The organism is Dyadobacter sp. CY351, assembly GCF_021502625.1.
GTDB lineage: Bacteria > Bacteroidota > Bacteroidia > Cytophagales > Spirosomataceae > Dyadobacter > Dyadobacter chenhuakuii.
In genome coordinates, this window is sequence record NZ_JAKFFU010000008.1 from 195,871 (window position 1) to 216,576 (window position 20,706).

At 46.3% G+C, this 20,706-nt stretch carries 17 protein-coding genes; 9 read left to right on the forward strand and 8 right to left on the reverse strand.

Annotation, left to right across the window (positions count from 1 at the left end):
• Positions 1-47: 47 nt before the first annotated feature.
• On the forward strand, positions 48-3,029 hold the full coding sequence (locus L0660_RS16980) for an FAD-binding and (Fe-S)-binding domain-containing protein (protein ID WP_235160465.1): 2,982 nt from the start codon (positions 48-50) through the stop codon (positions 3,027-3,029).
• 53 nt (positions 3,030-3,082) lie between these two features.
• Here the strand turns inward: L0660_RS16980 and L0660_RS16985 are convergent, their stop codons facing one another.
• The 5 genes from L0660_RS16985 to L0660_RS17005 form a co-directional block, all read right to left on the reverse strand.
• The gene (locus L0660_RS16985) at positions 3,083-5,875 is read right to left on the reverse strand and encodes a DUF5686 and carboxypeptidase regulatory-like domain-containing protein (protein WP_235160466.1); all 2,793 of its coding nucleotides are present in this window, start codon (positions 5,873-5,875) and stop codon (positions 3,083-3,085) included.
• A gap of 102 nt (positions 5,876-5,977) precedes the next feature.
• On the reverse strand, positions 5,978-7,891 hold the full coding sequence (locus L0660_RS16990) for an AAA domain-containing protein (protein ID WP_235160467.1): 1,914 nt from the start codon (positions 7,889-7,891) through the stop codon (positions 5,978-5,980).
• Between the two features lie 35 nt (positions 7,892-7,926).
• Positions 7,927-9,147: a multidrug effflux MFS transporter gene (locus L0660_RS16995; RefSeq protein ID WP_235160468.1), complete on the reverse strand. Its 1,221-nt coding sequence runs from the start codon at positions 9,145-9,147 to the stop codon at positions 7,927-7,929.
• Positions 9,148-9,294: 147 nt separating this feature from the next.
• Positions 9,295-9,489, reverse strand: coding sequence for a hypothetical protein (locus tag L0660_RS17000; protein WP_026628617.1), 195 nt, complete (start codon positions 9,487-9,489; stop codon positions 9,295-9,297).
• A gap of 24 nt (positions 9,490-9,513) precedes the next feature.
• The gene (locus L0660_RS17005; protein ID WP_235160469.1) at positions 9,514-9,726 is read right to left on the reverse strand and encodes a hypothetical protein; all 213 of its coding nucleotides are present in this window, start codon (positions 9,724-9,726) and stop codon (positions 9,514-9,516) included.
• A 382-nt stretch (positions 9,727-10,108) separates the two neighbouring features.
• Here L0660_RS17005 and L0660_RS17010 point away from each other — a divergent pair, with 382 nt between their 5' ends.
• From L0660_RS17010 to L0660_RS17040, 7 genes are all read left to right on the forward strand, one after another.
• Positions 10,109-12,274, forward strand: a complete 2,166-nt coding sequence (locus L0660_RS17010; RefSeq protein ID WP_235160470.1) for a TonB-dependent receptor — start codon at positions 10,109-10,111, stop codon at positions 12,272-12,274.
• 86 nt (positions 12,275-12,360) lie between these two features.
• On the forward strand, positions 12,361-13,014 hold the full coding sequence (locus L0660_RS17015; RefSeq protein ID WP_235160471.1) for a hypothetical protein: 654 nt from the start codon (positions 12,361-12,363) through the stop codon (positions 13,012-13,014).
• 44 nt (positions 13,015-13,058) lie between these two features.
• Positions 13,059-14,117 (forward strand): sensor histidine kinase, encoded by a 1,059-nt coding sequence (locus tag L0660_RS17020; RefSeq protein ID WP_235160472.1) that lies wholly within the window; start codon positions 13,059-13,061, stop codon positions 14,115-14,117.
• Positions 14,114-14,866, forward strand: a complete 753-nt coding sequence (locus L0660_RS17025; RefSeq protein WP_235160473.1) for a LytTR family DNA-binding domain-containing protein — start codon at positions 14,114-14,116, stop codon at positions 14,864-14,866. The genes L0660_RS17020 and L0660_RS17025 overlap by 4 nt, the downstream gene beginning before the upstream one ends.
• A gap of 60 nt (positions 14,867-14,926) precedes the next feature.
• The gene (locus L0660_RS17030; protein WP_233797448.1) at positions 14,927-15,700 is read left to right on the forward strand and encodes a Ku protein; all 774 of its coding nucleotides are present in this window, start codon (positions 14,927-14,929) and stop codon (positions 15,698-15,700) included.
• Position 15,701: 1 nt separating this feature from the next.
• Complete coding sequence (ligD, locus tag L0660_RS17035; protein ID WP_235160474.1) at positions 15,702-16,601, forward strand: non-homologous end-joining DNA ligase; 900 nt, start codon at positions 15,702-15,704, stop codon at positions 16,599-16,601.
• Positions 16,602-16,679: 78 nt separating this feature from the next.
• On the forward strand, positions 16,680-17,858 hold the full coding sequence (locus L0660_RS17040; protein WP_235160475.1) for a glycoside hydrolase family 18 protein: 1,179 nt from the start codon (positions 16,680-16,682) through the stop codon (positions 17,856-17,858).
• Here L0660_RS17040 and L0660_RS17045 read toward each other — a convergent pair.
• Positions 17,855-18,583 (reverse strand): endonuclease V, encoded by a 729-nt coding sequence (locus L0660_RS17045; RefSeq protein ID WP_235160476.1) that lies wholly within the window; start codon positions 18,581-18,583, stop codon positions 17,855-17,857. The genes L0660_RS17040 and L0660_RS17045 overlap by 4 nt on opposite strands.
• Positions 18,584-18,654: 71 nt before the next feature.
• On the opposite strand from L0660_RS17045, the gene L0660_RS17050 reads away from it, so the two are divergent.
• A complete protein-coding gene (locus L0660_RS17050; protein ID WP_235160477.1) occupies positions 18,655-19,161 on the forward strand; it encodes a hypothetical protein in 507 nt (168 codons plus the stop codon).
• Positions 19,162-19,231: 70 nt separating this feature from the next.
• On the opposite strand, the gene L0660_RS17055 is transcribed toward L0660_RS17050, so the two are convergent.
• A complete protein-coding gene (locus tag L0660_RS17055; RefSeq protein WP_235160478.1) occupies positions 19,232-20,038 on the reverse strand; it encodes an isocitrate lyase/phosphoenolpyruvate mutase family protein in 807 nt (268 codons plus the stop codon).
• Between the two features lie 10 nt (positions 20,039-20,048).
• Positions 20,049-20,486, reverse strand: a complete 438-nt coding sequence (locus L0660_RS17060; protein WP_235160479.1) for a carboxymuconolactone decarboxylase family protein — start codon at positions 20,484-20,486, stop codon at positions 20,049-20,051.
• Positions 20,487-20,706 lie beyond the last annotated feature (220 nt).

Consider the following 20,706-nt stretch of genomic DNA (forward strand, 5'->3'; position numbering starts at 1 on the left):
ATCGTTGTTCGTAACTTTGGGGCTGATTTTCCCGCTTATCCAACACCATGACTGCGCCGCTTTCCGTAACTAACAGTGATTTAAGTCTTCTTGCCAAACAACTAGAGGGTGAACTGCATTTCGATAATACGATGCGCACCCTGTACGCAACCGACGCTTCCGCTTACCGTGAAATGCCACTTGCCGTGGCCATCCCGAAATCAGAAGCTGATATCAAAACTCTGATCAGGTATGCCACCGAAAAGCGCATTTCACTGATTCCAAGAACCGCCGGAACGTCTCTTGCAGGGCAGGTTGTGGGGAACGGCATTGTGGTGGACGTTTCACGGAATTTTACAAAAATCCTGGAAATAAACGCGGCCGAAAAATGGGTCCGTGTGCAGCCTGGTGTGGTGCGTGACGAGCTTAATATGGCCCTGAAACCTTACGGACTTTATTTCGGGCCGGAAACCTCCACGGCTAACCGCGCCATGATCGGCGGAATGGTCGGAAACAATTCATGCGGCTCCAATTCTATCGTTTACGGCAGCGCCAGAGAGCATACATTGGAAGTGAAAGCAATCCTGGCAGATGGTTCCGATGCAGAATTTAAGAATATAACAGGAGCGGATTTCAGAAATCTGCTGACAAGTGCGCAACAGAAAAACGGAAGTGCGACGCTTTTGGATAAAATCTATCTCAAAACAAATGAAATTTTACAATTACCTGTAAACCAGGATGAGATTAGAAGAAACTTTCCAAAGCCCAGCATAGGCAGAAGAAATACGGGTTACGCATTGGATATGTTGCTTCATACCGAGCCATATTCTAATCAAAATGCCCTTGGTGAGCCAGCACAGCCATTTAATATGTGCAGCTTGATTGCAGGCTCGGAGGGAACATTGTGCTTCCTGACAGAAATAAAGTTAAACCTCGTTCCGCTCCCGCCTAAAACGCAGGGATTGGTTTGTGTGCATTGCGATACGATTGACGAAGCATTAAGGGCAACGATTTTAACCCTGAAATATCAACCGCACGCAGTTGAATTAATAGATGACTACGTCCTTGAATGTGCCGCTACGAACGCAGAACAGAAGAAAAACGCATTTTTTGTGAAGAACAAACCTGACGGTAAATATCCGGCCATCCTGGTTGTGGATTTATCGCGGGAAACGAAGGAGGAGGTTGAAGCACTTTCAACAGAAATGATCAAAGAGTTGCAGGATGCGGGCATGGGTTTCCATTTTCCGTTGCTCTTTGGTGACGATACAAAAAAGATCTGGACATTAAGAAAGGCAGGTCTGGGGTTGCTCGGCAACATTCCGGGTGACGAAAAAGCGGTTGCGGTGATCGAGGATACGGCTGTTGATGTTTACGATCAGCCCGATTATATCCGCGATTTCAATGAAATTTTGAAAAGACATGGCATGTCGGCCGTGCATTATGCGCACGCAGGAACAGGCGAAATCCACCTGAGACCTATCATTAACCTCAAAACCAGCGAAGGACACCGCCAGTTCAGGATGATTGCGGAAGAGATTGCGAACCTGGTTAAAAAATACGATGGTTCGCTTTCCGGAGAGCATGGCGATGGGCGGTTAAGGGGAGAATTTATCCCAAAAATGGTTGGTGAGCACAATTACCAGCTTTTCAAAGACATTAAAAGGGTGTGGGACCCTAACAATATTTTCAACCCGGGAAAAATCGTGGATACGGCCCCGATGGACACTTTCCTGCGCTACGAAGCCGATCAGCAAACACCCGAATTCAAAACTTACTTCCGCTTTCAGGACCAGGATATTTTGCAGCACGCCGAGCAATGCAACGGTTCAGGCGACTGTCGCAAAACCCAGATGAGCGGCGGGACAATGTGCCCGAGTTTCATGGCTACCCGCAACGAAAAGGACACAACCCGTGCACGGGCCAACATTTTAAGGGAGATGCTGACGCGTTCTCCAAAAGAAAACCGGTTTGATAATAAAGAGATTAAGGAAGTGTACGACCTCTGCCTGGCTTGCAAAGGCTGCAAAGGAGAATGTCCTTCCAATGTGGATGTTGCGAAATTGAAAATGGAATTTTTGCAGCAATATCACGATGCAAACGGCATTCCGCTACGCTCCTGGCTGGTCGGGAATTTTTCAAAAATGACAGGCATTGCGAGTTATGTTCCCTGGGCTTATAACCTGGTTTTCAAAAACGCACCACTTCGGAAGATAGCCAACACCATGGTAGGCTTCCATCCCGAGCGAACAATGCCGCTCCTGCACAGCACGACGTTGAAAAAGTGGTATGACCAGCGCAAAGCAACAAAATCTACAGGTCGGAGAGTGTATCTTTTCTGTGATGAGTTTACCAATTATAATGATGTTGAAATTGGTAAAAAATCCATTCTGACGCTTGAAAAGCTGGGTTATGAAGTGATTATTCCAAAACATGCCCCTTCCGGCCGTCCCCAGCTTTCGAAAGGACTTTTAAAGGATGCGAAAAAAATCGCTGAGGAGAACATTAACCTGCTCAAAGACATCATTTCGTATGACACCCCGCTCGTGGGCATTGAGCCGTCGGCAATCCTGACTTTCCGCGATGAATATCCGGACCTGGTTAGCGATGAACTTGTGGAAGAATCCAAAAAACTGGCGCAAAACGCATTGCAGTTTGATGAGTTCATTTCACGCGAAATTGAGTTAAAACATATTTCCAAAGATCAGTTCACTAAGGAGAAGCGGTTGATCAAATTGCACGGACATTGCCAGCAAAAGGCCATTTCGAGCATGATACCAACGAAAAAAATGCTTTCGCTGCCAGAAAACTACAACGTTCAGCTCATTCCGTCGGGATGCTGCGGCATGGCCGGGTCGTTTGGTTACGAAAAAGAGCATTATGACATTTCCATGCAAATCGGAGAACTGGTCCTTTTCCCAGCCGTCCGCCAGCAACCCGAAGAAGTCATCATCGCCGCCCCCGGAACCAGCTGCCGGCACCAGATCCACGACGGCACCGGCCGCCACGCCATGCATCCCGCGGAGATACTGTGGGAAGCGCTGGTGTAAATTAAAACAGACTTTTCAAGCACAGGTTTAGCCCAATGCTTGAAAAGTCTTCCCTAATTCCGCCCCAAATTAAAGTTCATCGTCGTCCCGATCCTAAACACCGTGGTTTTATACTTAAAGCGCTCGAAGTTGCTTACGACTTCGATGCGGAAGGGGAAGCGGATTCCTACGTCGAGGCCGTAGCCTAGTTCGGTGTAGTTGTTGGAGGCTGGGGTGGCCAGGTAATGCAGCATGAAATTTTCCTTGATGCCGAGGACGCGGAACCAGGTGATTTGGGTGAGCAGGAATTTGCGCAGCTCGCTCAGGATATGGGCTTCGAAAAACTGATCCGACGTGCTGTAACGATAGTAATCAAGCATTCTGAATGTTCCGACGGGATCGCCGAGCTGAAAGAAAAACCGGTTTCCTGCGAAATGCTGGAAGTCGGGATAGCGGACGTGATTTGTGTTCAGGAATTTTCCGGCACTTAGTTTATAGCTTAGCTTACTCCGGATCCCCGTGTCAAATCCATGCTGGATTCCAACCTGCAAAAGGTCGAAATCCACGTCGCTGCCAAAAATGTCATTAATTCCTTTGCGATAGTTCAATGTTAATTTCGGCGAATCATCGTCGTAATAGGTTGTCCTTCCATTTTTGGTGCGGTATTTCTGCCAGGGCTTGTAGTTTGCTGTAACTCCGATGGTCAGGGCCTGGTGATTGGTCATCTGGGTGGATGTCTCCCCTGATTCTCCGCTCGGGTAAAGCGTAAACGGGTGATTAGAAGTAAATTCCCTGCGTTTCCAGTCGATCCAGCGATATGGATTCGTGTTGTACAAATTGCGGAGCGGGCTGCGGTCGGCGTATTCAATGTTGGCTTTCAGCTCGAAATGTTCGTTTTCACGGGTGGTTGCAAAGTCGAGCCGGACGAACTTCTTTTCGTAGATTTTGATAAAATTCTGCTCCAAAAACAATGTGGTAATAGAGTTCAGCAACGGATGCATTGGGTTTTCACCGTTAAACTGAGAAACCGTCTGGCCGCCAGATAAGTTGAGTTTGTTGCGTTTCCAGCCGTAATCAATGCCGCCAAATGCCATTAATTTCTGCCGGGCAAACGAGTAACGGGTGAGCGCATTAATGGACAATTCCTGCCCTTGCCGAACAGAAAAGCGCTTAACGCCATCAGAACCAATCTGGACTACTTCCTGATTCTTCTTTGGATCGCCCCCTTTATAACGCAGCTTAAAACCGCCCCCATTCAAAACCAATCCCTCAACCGTGTTTACCTGCGCGCCCAGCAGCGGCGTCACATAATCCAGCCGCCACGGGCTTTTCTTGCCCAACCGGAAACTGTGGCCCGTAAAAATATCGCCTACAAAGCCCAGTCCCCCGCCTTTCTTATTGTTTTTAGAAGTGTCGGATTTGGCAACTTTCAAACTGTCTTTCTGCTCCTCAGTGCCTTTGGTCATGACCACAATGCTATCCAGTCGCGTGTAACTTTTCACCTCCGCCGTCGTCAACGGAACCGTTCGGATGGAATCCCAGAATGCCGTGCTGCGCATACTGGCCATGGAATCCACCACCGTTGTATCGTTTCTGGTGAAGTTCAGGTCTATGTCCTCTCCTTTCTCCTCTTTTGTTTTCAGGTCCTGCTTTTCATATTCCTTCATGAGCTTGCGCAGGTTTTTGGCCGAAAATTCCTTTTGCTTACTGACCACCTCTTCCAATTTCTGCGACTTGATTTCCCGGCCCGTAAGCTTTACTTTTTTCGCTTCATCCTTCTGTTTTTTATCATCCACCACAACAATGTCCGGCCTGAATGCAGGATTGATCTTAATGTCTGAGAACGATTGAGAAATCACGAAATCTCCTTTTCCCTTTAACCCATAAATGCCTCCCTGCACGTGAAACTGCTGATTAACAGGCATCCACACGCCCTGCACCGGACTGTAAACCTGCTTGATATCAATGGTAAAACCCGTATTAACAGTCGTCAGATCGAGGCTGTAAATACTCCATTCATCTTCTATAATGTGAATGGTCCCTTTGTAAACGCCTTCGCCATAAGCGCGCGGGGTTACTTTTATTTTATTTACTTCAATGCCATTTTCACGAAAAGCACCCAGATATTCAAACTTATAATAAGCAAATGCCCGGGGCGACAGCGGGGAAACGGCCTTAACAACTTCGGGCTGGTAAAAGCTTGTCAGCAAATAAGCATTCGGGTTTGCAAAATCTTTATCCTGACTGTTACGGGCGGCAATAACCTTCTGTTTGTAGGTGTTAGGCTGTTTAAATGTTACCTCGGAAACGCTTTCATTGAGGATAGGAACGCCTTTTTTGAAATTCGTTTCCTTTTCCATCTCCTTTAATTCCTTTTTATACAAAAATTCCAACGGAAGATCGGTGATCACTATGGATGATTTGGAATAGGCTTTGGCTTTATAACTATCCACTTGGAGCAAATGATAGCGGCTTTTGGCAATGGCGCGGCGCATAATGGTGTACGCAGGATCTTCGTCGCGGCTTCCTATACGCACTTCGCCCAGGTTCAGCGCCTGTTCTTCCATGGTTAGGTCAAAGGTTTCCATCCTGTTTTCGACCGTAAACGCTTTTTGCCCGGTTTTGAAACCTAAATATTGAAAAATGACCTCGTAGTAACCCGGTTTCAGGTCCAGCTGATAACGTCCTTCTTCGTTGGAAATGGTGCTGATGGATGTGCCTTTGACAACAATTGCGGCAAAAGGAAGCGGCTCGCCTTTCCTGGTTTTGATAATCCCCTTGATCCCGCCCGACGAAGTGCCTTGCGAAAAGCATTGAGTAGCAATTAGTAAGAAAAGAAAAACGACAGTAAAGTAGCGTTGGAGCATAGAAAGATCGGGGCCCGGATGTAAAATGCCTGTTGTATGTCAACAAGATGCATTTAAATATAAACGGGTTGCATTAGAATGCCAACAGATTTTTCCGATCAGTTACATATCCGCAAATTCCCAGGCACTCTGGTAGGCGTCCAGTGCTTCGGCGTAAGAAATAAAGTCGGAATAAAAGGGCAAATTCGAGAGAGTGGCGCTGTCGCCGATCACGACCAGTTTTTTGCGTGCCCGGGTCATCGCCACATTCATACGGCGAATGTCAGAAAGGAACCCGATCGCACCCTCAGGATTGCTGCGGGTCATGCTGATGTAAACAATGTCGCGCTCCTGACCTTGAAAACTATCGATCGTGTTGACTGAAATTTTCGATATAAATGGCTGTAAAAGATCATTATGAGCCAATTGCTCTTTTAATAAACCAATTTGCTCTTTATAGGGAGAAATGACTGCAATGCTTGGAAACTCGCCGGCGTTGAAACTTTTGGCCTGCATCAATTCGGTCACATATTGTGTCAAATGTTTGAATAAAAATGCGGCTTCGTCCGGGTTCGTGGAGCTGGTTCCTTCGAGTTTTTCGTCATAACCGCAGCCTGCTGTGTCAATGAAAGCCAATGCATTATCCGAGGAAAAAACCAGGTGATGCGCGACAGCCTCGTTGGCTTTCAGTTTGTTTTGATAAAATATTTGAGATGAATAACCCATAATCGCCTCATTCATCCGATACTGCTCTTCGAGTAATGTTACGGATTCCGGATGCAGCGCGACGCATTTTTCCAGCAATGTAGTGGCTAATCCATTTTTAGCAGCCTCGGCTGACTTAATGGTGGGCGCCAACTGGAAATGATCACCTGCCAGCACCACTTTTTCGGCTTTCAGGATCGGGATCCAGCAGGCCGGTTCCAGTGCCTGTCCGGCTTCATCGATCACCACTGTTTTGTATTTCAAATTGCGTACCGTATAATGGTTAGCGCCCACCAATGTGGCTGTAATCACCTGCGCTTTGCCCAGAATATCCTCGATCGCATATTGCTCCACGCTCCCCACCTCTTTCATGATCTTGTGGGCTTCATCAAAAAGCGCTTTCCGCTGGTCGCGTTCGGCTTTTCCAAAATTGCGCTTGTATTTGTGTGCGAGGTTTTTGTATTCGTTTGCCTGCTTTTTGAGCGCCTTAATGTCCTTCATCCGCACGTGCTGCGAGATTTTACTATCGAGTGTGAGCGACATCAGGCGTTCCGAAACACGCACCGGGTTACCAACCCTCAGCACATTCAAACCCTCGTCTGTGAGCTTTTCACTGAGCAGATCCACAGCCGTATTACTAGGCGCGACTACCAGGATCTGCTGGTGATCCTGTTTGATCAAAGCTTTTATCGCCTGGACCAATGTGGTCGTTTTTCCCGTTCCGGGAGGGCCATGCACAACGGCAAGATCCGACGCGGAAAGGATTTTATGAACAGCCTCATTTTGTGAGCTGTTCAATTTGGGGATCGTTATTTTAGGAAGTTGATCGTTAAAAGAAGGCGATTTTTCTCCGGTCAGGATTTTGACCAGACGGCCCTCTTTTTCATTTTCAAGCAATGCAGTTGCGGCCTTAATCGCACCTTGCATTTCGTCGTAACTATTGTCATCAAAAAGCAGGTCGATGCCCAGCTTTCCATCGCGTGACCATTCGGGAAGCTCATCCGTCCGAAGCGTGATTTTGAGCCGGTTACCACTCTGATGCGTAATAATGCCTTCTAACCTGTCCTGCTTTGGCTCGTGATTGGAAAACAAAACAGCCGGCATGCCAAACCGGAGCTGGTGGGAAATATCCTGGTGCGTAGTGCGTTCAATTTCGACGGTTAAATAGTCGCCGCGGCTCATTTCCGAGCCTCTTATGGCAATGGGATACCAGCTTAACCCACTCGCGCGCCGCTCGGAAACCGATGATCTTTCGGTTAGTCGCTGGTAAGCAAGTCTGTCTTCTTCCCTTTCAGTTTTAAGTAAATTGAGGAGGTTTTTGAAATAATCCATGCACAAATAAAGTCAGGAAAACTGGTTTTAGTGTATCATAGCAGCATCTGCACCCTGCTGCACTTCCACTTTTTCCTTGATAAAACGCTGCCAAAAACAAGCATCGAAAGCGCCAGAAGCGAAGAACCGGCCATTGAAGCCACCATCGGAATAACGGATGGCTCTTCAAAAATACTGATGACAATGGATATCAATGTGCCCATTCCCATCTGAAAAGCACCCATTAATGCGGATGCGCTGCCTGCATTTCTCGTAAAAGGAGCCAATGACAGCGCGGCGGCATTGGGATAGGTGTAACCAATGCAGCAAAGAAAAAAGAACAGAAAAACGATCACGACCGGAAGTGTCAGCAAGCCAGCCAATGCCGCTGCGAGAAATGCAAAACTGACAACAACCTGGCAGATCAGCGCCGTATTCACGACTTGCTCGCTGGTGAATTTTCTCAAAAACAATGTATTCAATTGACTCGAACCTATAAAACCAACCGACAGAAAAGCGAAGATCCATCCATATACCTTGCCATCTGTATGGAAAACCTCCATAAAAACCAGCGGAGAGCCTGCTACATAAGCGAACAGACCGGAGAATGCAATCGCTCCCGTCAACGCATAAGTGTAAAACTGCGGCTCCCGGATCACTTGCAGAAAATTGAGCAGAATGGGTTTTGGCTTCAAGGAAAGGGTTTTATCAGGCTTATAACTATCCGGCAGCCAAAGCACCGTTGCCAGAAGAATGGCCACACCCATGCCTGTGAGGATCCAGAACACGGCATGCCAGCCGAATGCATCGGTAACATAACCGCCCACGGTGGGTGCGATCATTGGGGAAACGCCAACAACCAGGAGCAGCAACGAAAAAACCTTTGCATTATCCTTCACCGGAAACAGGTCCCTAACCATCGCAACCGACGCAACCGTAGCCGCACAACTTCCTATTGCCTGGATAACCCGCAGCAAAATCAAGTCATTAATGCTATTGGCCATTGCGCACCCTACTGAGGCCAGAATGTAAACCACCAACCCGATGAACAAAGGCTTTTTCCGCCCAAACCGGTCAAGGAGCGGCCCGTAAAGCAGCTGACCAACTGAAATCCCAACAAAAAACCCGGATAATGAGAGTGAAACCTTGGCTGCTGTGGTGTGCAGGTCTTTGGCAATGGCCGGAAAACCGGGCAGATACATATCAATCGAAAACGGCCCGAGTGCCGTTAAGCTGCCTAGAATCAGGATGAGAAAGAAATATGTTTTTTTGGACATTATGGAGTGATGTGGCGTAGCAGTAGGCCGTATAACGCGGATATGCTTTGGGTGGTTCGGGGTAATTGGATTTTTCTCACTTGCCTGGCACAAAAAAAGAGGCTTCATTTAGAAGCCTCGCTCTCTCTTCACTACTATGATCGTGTTTCAGGCAGCGATCCAGTCCAACTTCTTATAAACTTCGCGCTCGCTCTCGCTCACTGCGTATGGAACCTTGTTTTTCAGATAAATAATGCAACCGGGTCCTTCTTGTATCGGTGCTATTTTAACTACGTCTTCTTTGTGAATGATAATATTAATGAGCTTTTGGCCCAGCAATTGAAATGTACCTGATTGTACCATGACTAATTTAAAGATAATAATTACTTACGCGATTCCGCTTACAGGACTATCAGACTTCGCATACAACAGGAAATAATTTTCTGAAATTGAGAAATAGCTAAGGTCAGTTCTATTGCTCATTTGAAGAAAATCTGCAATCTCTTTCTGCGCATCCATTTCATTTTGCGCGTCAGAAACTGTAAGAACTGCGCCAGGCTTCAATGTATTTATTGCGTTATTACCAAGTGTAGCGATCATGTTATATTCGAAATTAAGAGTTAGTCGATGTAAACTGTTTTGCAATGGTCGGTTAAATAAGCATGCCAGCATGAGCAGCACATTCGCTATTTCTGTGGTTTCAAGATTGATTCTCGTTTAAATAAACCAAAACCTGATAAGCAAAATGCTGATTTTGAACATTTTGTAAAAATTTAAAAAAAATTACATTAAGTGCTGTAAAAATGAAAATTAAACCCGTTTTGCTCCTATAATGAGCATCCGGATTTCCGCAAATCAGCTACGTTGAAATGACACTTCGGTCAACAATTTCCGCAGTTCATAGAGCAGTTTCTGAACTCTGGTAACCTTGCTTTGTCCACGATTATCATTCTGAACAACTTTGGGTCAAACCAAGGGACAAATGAAAATCGGCTTTACACTTCTGCTTCTTATTCTTACATCAGCTGCAATAGCTCAAACCACCATTTCGGGCCGGGTATCGGATCACAAAGGCCAGGCAGTGCCGGGCGTTAACATTTACCTGAAAGGCACTTATGATGGAACCACTTCCGATGCGGACGGCCGTTTTGCTTTCACTACAACCGAAGCGGAAAACCAAACATTAACCGTTCAGGCGATCGGTTTTAAAAGCCAGGAACTGGTTCTTGAACTTCGGGGACAGCCCATAACCGCGAACATTGTGCTCGCAGAAAGCATTAATCAACTGAATGCCGTGACCATTTCTGCGGGCGCGATGGAGGCGGGTGATGAGAAAAAATCGGTGGTGCTTAAACCGCTCGACATTGTAACAACCTCCGGTGCCATGGGCGACATTACTGGCGCATTGCTCACATTACCAGGGACTTCCACCGTAGGTAACGACGGGCGGCTGTTTGTACGCGGCGGTGATGCCTCGGAAACTTCTATTTTTATTGATGGCCTGCAAGTGGGAAATGCATTTGGCAGCACCACTTCCAATGTGCCGACCCGCAACCGGTTCAGCGCTAATTTATTCAAAGGATCGTTTTTCAGCACAGGAGGTTATTCCGCCGAATATGGGCAAGCGCTCTCATCGGCTTTGGCATTGAATACGGTGGACCTTCCGCTCAGAAACCAGGGAGATGTGAGCATTATGTCGTTGGGCGGCGGTTATACGCAAACGCTGGTGAAGGACAACCGCGCATTGACTGCCTCGGCAAACTATTACAATCTGGCCCCTTACCAATCGCTTGTAAGGCAAAATTTTGATTGGGAAAAAGCGCCGTCGAGCTGGGATTCGGAGATTTCATTGCGTCGTAAATGGGGAAATGCGGTGACGGGCAAAGCGGGTTTTATCAAGGCCTATTTTCACACAGAAGGCAGCAATATGGCGATCTGGCAGAAAATCCCTGGCAATGATGGCCGCGGCGACCGGGTTAAGCTCAACAACCGCTATCACTATGGCAATGTTTCTTTCCGGCATTCGGGAAGCAAAGGCTGGCTCTTTTATGGAGGCGCGGCGCTGTCCGACAACAGGGATGCCATTCAGCTTAATGCGGATGATATCCGGCAGGTCAACCGGATTTTTCATTTCAAAGCGGTAACGGTTAAAGACTTCTCTGCGCAGTTTTCCCTCAAAAACGGCTTGGAATATTACGCCAAAACCTACTCGGAAGCATTGCCCGGCCAGAACCTGAAAAGGCAGTTTACGGATCACCAGTTCAACCATTTTTTGGAAGCGACTTACTATTTCAGTAACCGCTTGATCATGGTCGGCGGCCTGCGGAGCGGGCACAGCACATTGGCAAAAGAAACCTGGTTCACGCCGCGCTTTTCAGTCGCCTATAAACTGGATAATCAAGGGCAATTCTCTTTTGCAGCTGGCAAGTTCAAACAACTGGCAGAAGAAAAGCTGCGGGTGCGCCAGACCGACCTGAAAAATTCCGCGGCAACACATTACATTCTTAATTACTTCACAGTCAACAACAACCGCACATTCCGCGCGGAGGCTTTTTATAAAAACTACGACAATCTGGTGACTTACAAAGGCTTGGCGAGCGATCCTAAAAACCTGGCTCTGAATGGTGCGGGCTATGCGCGAGGCGTTGATTTTTTCCTGCGCGACAAGCAAACCATAAAGGATACCGATTTCTGGATCACGTACAGTTTTGTGGACAGCAAGCGCAGGTTTGCGGCCTATGAAACCAAAGTCCAGCCGTCATTTGCACCCAGACACAACGGCTCGGTCGTGGTGAAACATTTTGTGACGGCTATGAAATCTTTGCTGGGAACATCCTGGTCGTGGAACAGCGGCTATGCTTTTAATGATCCCAATCTGCCCGCTGAAATGCGGCGCAAAACGAAAGCATATAGCGACCTGAGTCTGAGTATCAGCTATCTACCCAAACCCAATGTGATCCTGCATGTGGCTTGCTCGAATGTTTTGGGTAGGCAGAATGTATTCGGCTATCAATATGCGACGCAGCCGGATGAATCGGGTTCCTATGCAAGCAGGCCCGTGGGACAAGGCGCCAAGCGCTTCCTTTTTGCCGGACTTTTCATCACGCTTTCAAAGGATAAAAAAGCCAATCAGCTGAACAATTTGTAAAGCACCGCCCAGCATTCACAAACCAATATCAAGTCGGCTATAAAGCATCATTTTAAAAACTATTAATCTTTTCAAACATGAACATTATGAAAAAGCAAGCCCAGATTATAATCCTTTTGTTACTATCATTCTTTACCGCTTCTGCACAGGAATCACCTTACCAGAAAGCGATGAAAAAGGAAATTGCGAAACTTACTTCAACCGACTCACTTCCTGTTTTGCAGCAATCGGCGAATACGTTCGGGCGAATCGCGGAGTTGAATCCGGGGGAATGGCTGCCGGTTTATTATCAGGGACTTGCGTACACATTCCAGGCCATGGACAAATCTCTTTCGCTGGATAAAAAGGACGAAGCGCTTGCTAAGGCGGACGAATTGGCTCAGAAAGCCGACGCCTTATCCAAAAACAATGCTGAAGTCGTTGCTTTGCAGGGCTTTGTATTAATGGCCAAACTCAATGCGGATGCGGCAAACCGCGGGCAAAGCTTGTCGGGGCCGGTGTTGCAGACATTTGGCAAGGCGCGTGCGATGGATCCGAAGAATCCGCGTGCCTATGCGTTAACGGCCCAAATGGAATATGGAATGGCCAAATTTTTCGGCTCCGGAACCGAAAAAGCTTGCGGATATGCAAAGGAAAGTCTGGCTATATTTGCTTCACAGGATGAGCCGGCGCTCAAAGCCGCCTTAATGCCAACCTGGGGCAAAGGCCTTGCCGAACAAATGGCCAGAAGCTGTCAATAACGAGCATAGCAACGTAAAACAATCCTTTCTGACACCAATCATTCATGAAAATTACCACCCGGGGCTCGAAAAAATTCTGGAATTTCTCTCCGGCTTTTCTTGCGGGAAACCTGCTGATCGCTCTCGTGATTTCCATAGGCTCTTTTGCTGAATGCATTGCGACCGGGGAAGGTTACCGGGATCTTGCACAGGACATCCTGATTTCATTCGTGATGTCGACGACGCTGAGTTACGGCGGATTTTTGATGGAAGATTATTTTGACAGGACCATTTCCTGGATCCAATATCCCGTCAAAAGGCTTATTCTGGAAAGTCTGTGCTATTTCCTGTATGTTTTTTGTGCGAGCATTGTCATCATTTTCCTGTTCCAGTTTTTTGTTATAAAAAACTTTACATTAAATAACATTCCGTGGAACAGACTGGTTGGCTGGACGCAATTTCCGATGAAGGTCTCCTTTGTGATCCTGTTCATATTAATCAGCCGGTCGTTCCTGCTGGAATGGCGCACGGCGGCGATTGAATCGGAGCAGCTGAAAACGGAGCGGTTTGCCCAGCAATATCAGTCGCTGAAAGACCAGCTGAATCCGCATTTTTTATTCAATTTACTCAATGTGCTGAGCAACCTGGTTTACGAAAATCCGGACACAGCGGCGAAGTTTATCCGGCAGCTTTCCAGCATTTACCGTTATGTGCTCGAAGTCCAGCAGGAAGAGTTGGTGACATTAAAACAGGAGTTGGGTTTTGCGGAAAACTATCTTTCCTTACAAAAGATCCGTTTTGAAGAAAGCCTGCAATATCACATCCGCGTGGATGCCCATGCAACCGGCTCCTTACCGCCCCTATCGCTTCAACTATTATTGGAAAACGCCATCAAGCACAATGTGGCTTCTATGGAAATGCCTTTAAAAATCGATATTGAGCTCATTATTAATCAATTGATTGTCAAGAATAATGTCCAGCCCAAAAGCAGCTTGCCGGAGGAATCAACCGGCATCGGACTTTCCAATATCAGCAAGCGCTACGAACTGCTGAGCCAAGAAAATATCGCTGTCAGCAATGCAGACGGCCAATTTACAGTAACATTACCATTGCTTTTTCCATGAAAATTCTGATCATCGAAGACGAAAAACCAGCCGTAAGGCGCTTAATTCAGCTGATCAACCAGCAATTGCCGGAAGCGCAGGTCATCGCTAGTCTCGACACGGTAACGGCTGCTATTCAATGGTTTGGCAATAATACTGAACCTGATCTAATTTTTCTTGACATTCAGCTTGCCGACGGAATTAGTTTTGAAATTTTCGAAAAAGTGAAGGTCAATGCACCGATCATCTTCTGCACAGCTTACGACCAGTATGCCATCAAAGCATTCAAGCTCAACAGCATCGATTATTTGCTGAAGCCCGTTGATCCCGAAGAACTTACACATGCACTGAATAAATTCAAATCAGGCAAAAATGAACCTGCCATTTCTCTCGATCAGATTCGCAGCATGATCCAACCTGCCACAAAAACATTCAAATCACGTTTTCTGGTAAAACTGGGCGAGCGTATACAGACCATTGACATACAAGACATTGCCTTTTTTTACAGCGAAGACAAAGTGACCTTGCTTCAAACCCGGCAGGGAAAGAAATACACATTGGATTATATTCTCGATGAGATTGAGGAAATGGTCTCGCCAGAGCAGTTTTTCAGGATCAACAGGAAATATGTCAGCTCCATTTCCGCCATTAAAGACGTTTTCACATACTCCAACAGCCGGTTGAAAATCCATCTCGAAAACTGCGCCGATAGTGACATTCTCATCAGCCGCGAGCGCATGGGGCCTTTTAAAACCTGGCTCGGACAGTAACCCGGCACGGATTTTTAAAGCGTTGTCTCTCACAATAATTGATCATTTTCTACAAAAGATATGAGAGCAATCTGGTCCGGGGCCATCGGATTTGGCCTTGTCAACATTCCCGTAAAATTATTCAGCGCGACCCAACAGGCCGAGCTGGATCTGGATATGCTGGACAAAAAAGATCACGCTAACATTAAATATCAGCGTGTGAACGCCAATACAGGCAAGGAAGTAGATTGGGACGACATTGTGAAGGGTTATAAAGTTGAGGATGAATATGTTGTCCTGGACGATAAGGATTTTGAAAAAGCCAGTCCGGAAAAAACCAAGATCATCGAAATTGCAGAATTTGTCAATGAAAAAGACATTGACAGCATTTACTACGAAACGCCTTATTATCTGCAACCCGAAAAATCGGGCGGCAAACCTTATGCATTGCTGCGCGATGCTTTGAAAAAAACAGGAAAGGCTGGTTTGGGCACCTATGTGCTGCGGAACCGCGAAAGCCTGGTTTTGATCAAGGCTGCTGGTGATCTTTTGATTTTAAATAAAATAAGGTTTCAGGACGAAATACGCGAAACGGAAGAGCTAACCATTCCGGATGTGAAGATCAAACCTGCGGAAATGGCCATGGCTGTGCAGCTAATCGAGCAGCTGACGACGGATTTTGACATTTCGAATTACAAAGACACTTATAATGAGTCACTGCTGAAACTGATCATGGCGAAGGCGAAAGGCAAAAAACCGACAGCACCGAAGATGAAGATCGTGCATTCGAAAAGCAAGGATCTGATGGCCCAGTTGAAGGAAAGTTTGAGCGCTCCGAAACGTAAAGCATCGTGATATGAAAAAGAAAGCGGAACTGACGCACCTGGACAAAATCTATTGGCCGGACGAGCAGATTACGAAAGGTGAATTACTGGAATATTACAGTGAAATAGCGCCTTACATTATCCCTTATTTAAAAAATCGCCCCTTATCGCTCCGCCGCAATCCGAATGGCATCAACGAACCCAGCTTTTTCCAGAAAGATGCCGGTGACAATGTTCCGGATTGGATCAAAACGGAGGAGATCCTGGCGGAATCGACAGGGAAAATGGTGAATTATTTCATTTGCAACGACCTCGAAACGTTGCTTTACATTGCCAATATGGGATGTATTGAAATGAATCCATGGAATTCCACTATTAATAAGCTTGATAACCCCGATTACATTGTGATGGACATTGACCCGTCCGATAAAAATACATTTGAAGATGTGGTAGATGTTGCGCTGGTGATCAAGGAGATCCTCGATCAGACTGGTATGACGGGATTCTGCAAAACTTCCGGGTCTAGCGGGCTGCACATTTACATTCCTTTTGGCAAGAAATATACTTACGACGAAAGTCGTGATTTTGCCGAAATCCTGGCAACGCTTGTTGTAGAACGTCTTCCTGAGCTCACCACACTGGAACGGTCGCTTTCGAAACGCAGGAAAGATCAGATTTATGTCGATTTTTTGCAAAACAGGATCGCGCAGACACTCGCATCCGCATATAGCGTACGCCCGAAACCAGGAGCAACCGTATCCGCGCCGCTCGAATGGAGCGAGGTGAAACATGGACTTAGCCCCAGGGATTTTACCATTAAAAACATGCTGAAACGGGTCGAGGAGAAAGGTGATCTGTTCAAAGGCGTTTTGGGCAAAGGCATTGACATGCAGAAAGCATTACAAAAAATGGAGGCACTGCACGGGGAATAACGGGATTCAATGAAGATCGCATGAGGAGATGTTTTGAAGTAATAGTTACTTTTATCGCTTCAACCATAACCTAATCCCATGCAGCTTTTAAAACTTACCAAATCCCTGCGATCACCCCTGGCAGCCATGTGCATAGTGGCCCCCTTAATTCTTGCAACGGCCTGTAAATCCGAAGAGAAAAAAGACGAAGCTGCCACAGCAACGGACAGCACAACTGCAAAACCGGTTGTGATTGGCTACGTTGGCGGCTTTCGCGGGCTCGTCAATACAGATCGCATTGAAGTGGACAAGTTGACCCACATTAACTATGCATTTGTAGATGTTCAGAAAGGAAAGGCGTTTTTGACCAATGAAAAAACCGACTCTACCAATTTCCGCAAGCTCAAATTGCTGAAAGAAAAAAATCCCGATCTTAAAATCCTGATCTCCCTGGGCGGCTGGACCTGGAGTGAAAATTTCTCCGACGCAGTTCTGACAGAAGCTTCCCGAAAAATATTCGCAGCAAGTTCTGTTGATATTATCAGGAAATACGACCTCGATGGTGTGGACATTGACTGGGAATATCCCGGAATGCCAGGTGAGGACGGCAACGTTTACAGACCTGAGGATAAGCAAAACTTCACTTTAATGTTCGAGGCGATCCGTAAAGAACTGGACGCTTTTGAAAAAGAATCGGGCAAGAAAAAGCTGCTTACAACCGCTGTTCCTGGCTTTACTTCTTTCCTGAAAGTAGTTGAAATGGGCAAAGCAGCTGCATTTCTGGATTATGTGAACATGATGACTTATGACCTTTTCCAGGGCGACACAGCGGTCCATCATGCCGCATTATATTCGTCTGATATTTATAAGGCGAGCCATTCGGTGGATAATGCTGTGAAAGCATTTTCTGCGGAGGGCGTTCCGATGAATAAGCTGGTTGTTGGATTGCCGTTCTATGGAAGAATGTTCCGCGTCGCGAAGTTGGATAAAGGCCTGGGCCAAAAACACATCAAGCAAGATTATGTAGACGGTTATACCATGATCAAAGACAGCATGGTAAACAAAAAAGGCTTTAAAGAATACCGTGACGATGTGGCAAAAGCACCCTACTTGCTCAACGCCAAGACCGGAGACGTTTTAAGCTACGACGACGAGCAGTCTGTGAGAGAAAAATGCAAATATGTTTTAGACAAAAAACTCGCCGGGGTGATGTTCTGGGAATATGATTCAGATTCAAAAACATATCTCCTCGACGAAATAGACAAGACATTTAACTAGAACAAACCCCATTGTTCCAGTTCGTGATATCCTTCTTTTAACTCGCCGATCCGGAACCGGTTCACAAATTCGTGCGCCTTTCGGGTCGGCTCAGGGAGCCGGTGCTTGCCGAGACATTGCATTGTAATGTCCATACTGTCTTTCAGGCTCATTTTGTGACCAGGGGAAATAAAGACCGGTTTTACATTATTCTTGCTCCTTAATGCAAATCCAATTGTGTCACCTTTGTCTGTTACCAGTGAATAGTCACCTCTTGTTTCACCAGGATCTGCATAAATCCCGGCCAGCTTTTTCTTGGCACAACCCATCGTAACCGAATCGGTAAGGACCCCAAAATGCGTTGCAATCCCCATTCGCCGGGCATGTAAGATGCCGTTGCCATCGAACATGATGCAATCGGGCTTCACGGGAAGCTGCTCATAAACTTTCAACAGGCCTGGAATCTCCCGAAAGGCGAGAAAACCTGGTACATAAGGAAAAATATTGGTGGTTTTGACGAGCGAATAGGAAATAGGTTTTAAATCAGGATAACTCAGCACGACCATCCCGGCATAAACCGTATCGCTGTAAAGGTCTAGTGAAATATCAGCCCCCGCAATGGTCTTGATCTCCCCTTCCATGGGCGAAAGCTTCACAATGCCTTTCAGCTTTTCCTGTATGGCCGTAGCTTCGGCAATCGTCAATTGCCCATAGTTTGATTCCGGTGTTTCAATATTATTATTCATATGCAACTGGCATGATATTCTTTGTATAACCTAGAAACATCTCAGGTTCATTAAAAAATCAAGCCATCCTCATGGAACAAGTTACTGTTAAGCGTAAATGGGCAAATTGGAAATTCATTGCCTTCGTCGTCATTCTCATAGCTATTTTTATCAAATTCTTTGTGCTCGGTGACGGCGATGAAAACGCACCTGTAACCGTAGAATTAGACTTGCCGAAGGTAGCGCTTCGCAGTGTGGAAGAAGTAGAAGCCGTTTTAGGCAAAGGAACATTGGACAGCTATTATAAAGACGAGGTGGCCGGCTGCGAAAAATGCCCCAAAATGATTTATCGCGAGGGGAAAGTCGAGATCATTTATATCAATGAAATTGCCGATCAGATCCAGCTTAATAAGCTTTCAGATTATGATTTTGAAGATCGTGTTGTGCTCGGTATCCTTAATTTGAAAGAGAACATTAAGCCCAATATCGACGACAAGCAACTGAAAAGGTGGGATAATTACGAAAAATATTCCCAGATCTCAGCATTCGGTAACGGCAGCAAGATCGAGTATATCCTGATCAAAACTAAGACTGAATAGCATCTTGAATGATTCCAAAGATTAAAGGAGAACCTAATGGCTCTCCTTTTTTGTGCCTTTCAGCAACAGATCAATACACACTTGTGATCCCGTTGTGGCTAAAAGTTTCCTTAATCTGCTTCAAAGAAGCTTTCATGGCTAACAGCATTGCTTTTTGAAAATTCGGCCCGAAACTAACCCTGGCGACGCCCAGGTTTTCAAGCTGTTTCAGTTCGGGCGTTCCTTTCGTGATTAATATGTTTACAGGCACAGAAAACTCCTTAACAAGGGCCGCAATGGCACCTTCTTCCTGCACAAATATGGGATAAATGCCATCCGCACCCGCGTCTGCATAAGCACATCCACGCTCGATGGCCAGTTTCAATTTCTCATCATTTGTAAGTGTACTGGGTTTCAGGAAAACGTCTGTCCGGGCATTAATGAACAGCCGCACACCTGCCTTTTCCGCCGTTTTCCGGATCAGCCTGATCCGTTCAGCTTGCAGGTCCACGGGCAGCAGCTGATTGGTTTTGGGATCGCTGTCTTCGATGTTAATGCCGGCTACGCCTGTTGCTAAAATCTTGCGAAAATTTGCCTTTAATCCTTGCAGATCAGTCGCATAACCGGATTCAATATCAGCGGTAACCGGCACTTCCACAGCATTTACGATCTGGCCGATGACATTTAACGCCAGCTCAAAAGGAATTTTTTCGCCATCCTGATAACCATGGGCACGCGCAATAGCCGCACTAGCAGTGGCAACAGCCGGATAACCGGTTTCTTCAAGTAATGCAGCACCCGTAACATCCCATATATTAGGTAAAACAAGCATCTGTTTACTGTAATGCAACTTTTTGAGCAGATCCGCTTTTTCGGATTGTGTCCCTTTCCTCTTCATAGCATCTTGATTATTTCAAAGGCCACTGATCTGTGATGGCAATGCGGTTCCAGGCGTTAATCGTGATGACGCCCATCACAACGGCTTTCGTATAAGCTTCCCCAAATAATGCCACGGCATTGTTATACACTTCATCGCTCACACCGTGGTTGGCAATGGACGTTACTTCCTCGGTTAATGCTAAAATGGCACGCTCCTCTTCCGTGTAAAGTTCAGTCTCTCGCCACGCGTTGAGCAGATAGATGCGTTGTTCCGAAAGCCCCAGCTCCCGTGCTTCCCTTGTATGCTTATCAATGCAAAAAGCGCATCCATTCATTTGGGAAGCCCTTATTTTGATAAGTTTGTAATGTATTTTATTCAACCCCGATTCGGAAATATATTTTTCCAAACCTCTCACTGCTGCATAAGCTCTGGGGTCAATATCAATTGTTAAATTCCGCTTTGACATGCTCCTAACAAATAATTTAAGGTTGCTCAGCAGACAAACTTAACAGACAACAGGACTACAAAAATGATCCATTTAAGAATTTTTCAGTAGTCCAATTGGGTGTGGGGGCGTTGCAATTGTACGTTAGAAGAACGACAAGTAATAAGCCCCCTAGCCCTGTCACCCTGAGCGGAGCCGAAGGGGAGGAGAGAGTTGGTTTTGACCCCCCCAGCCCCCCACA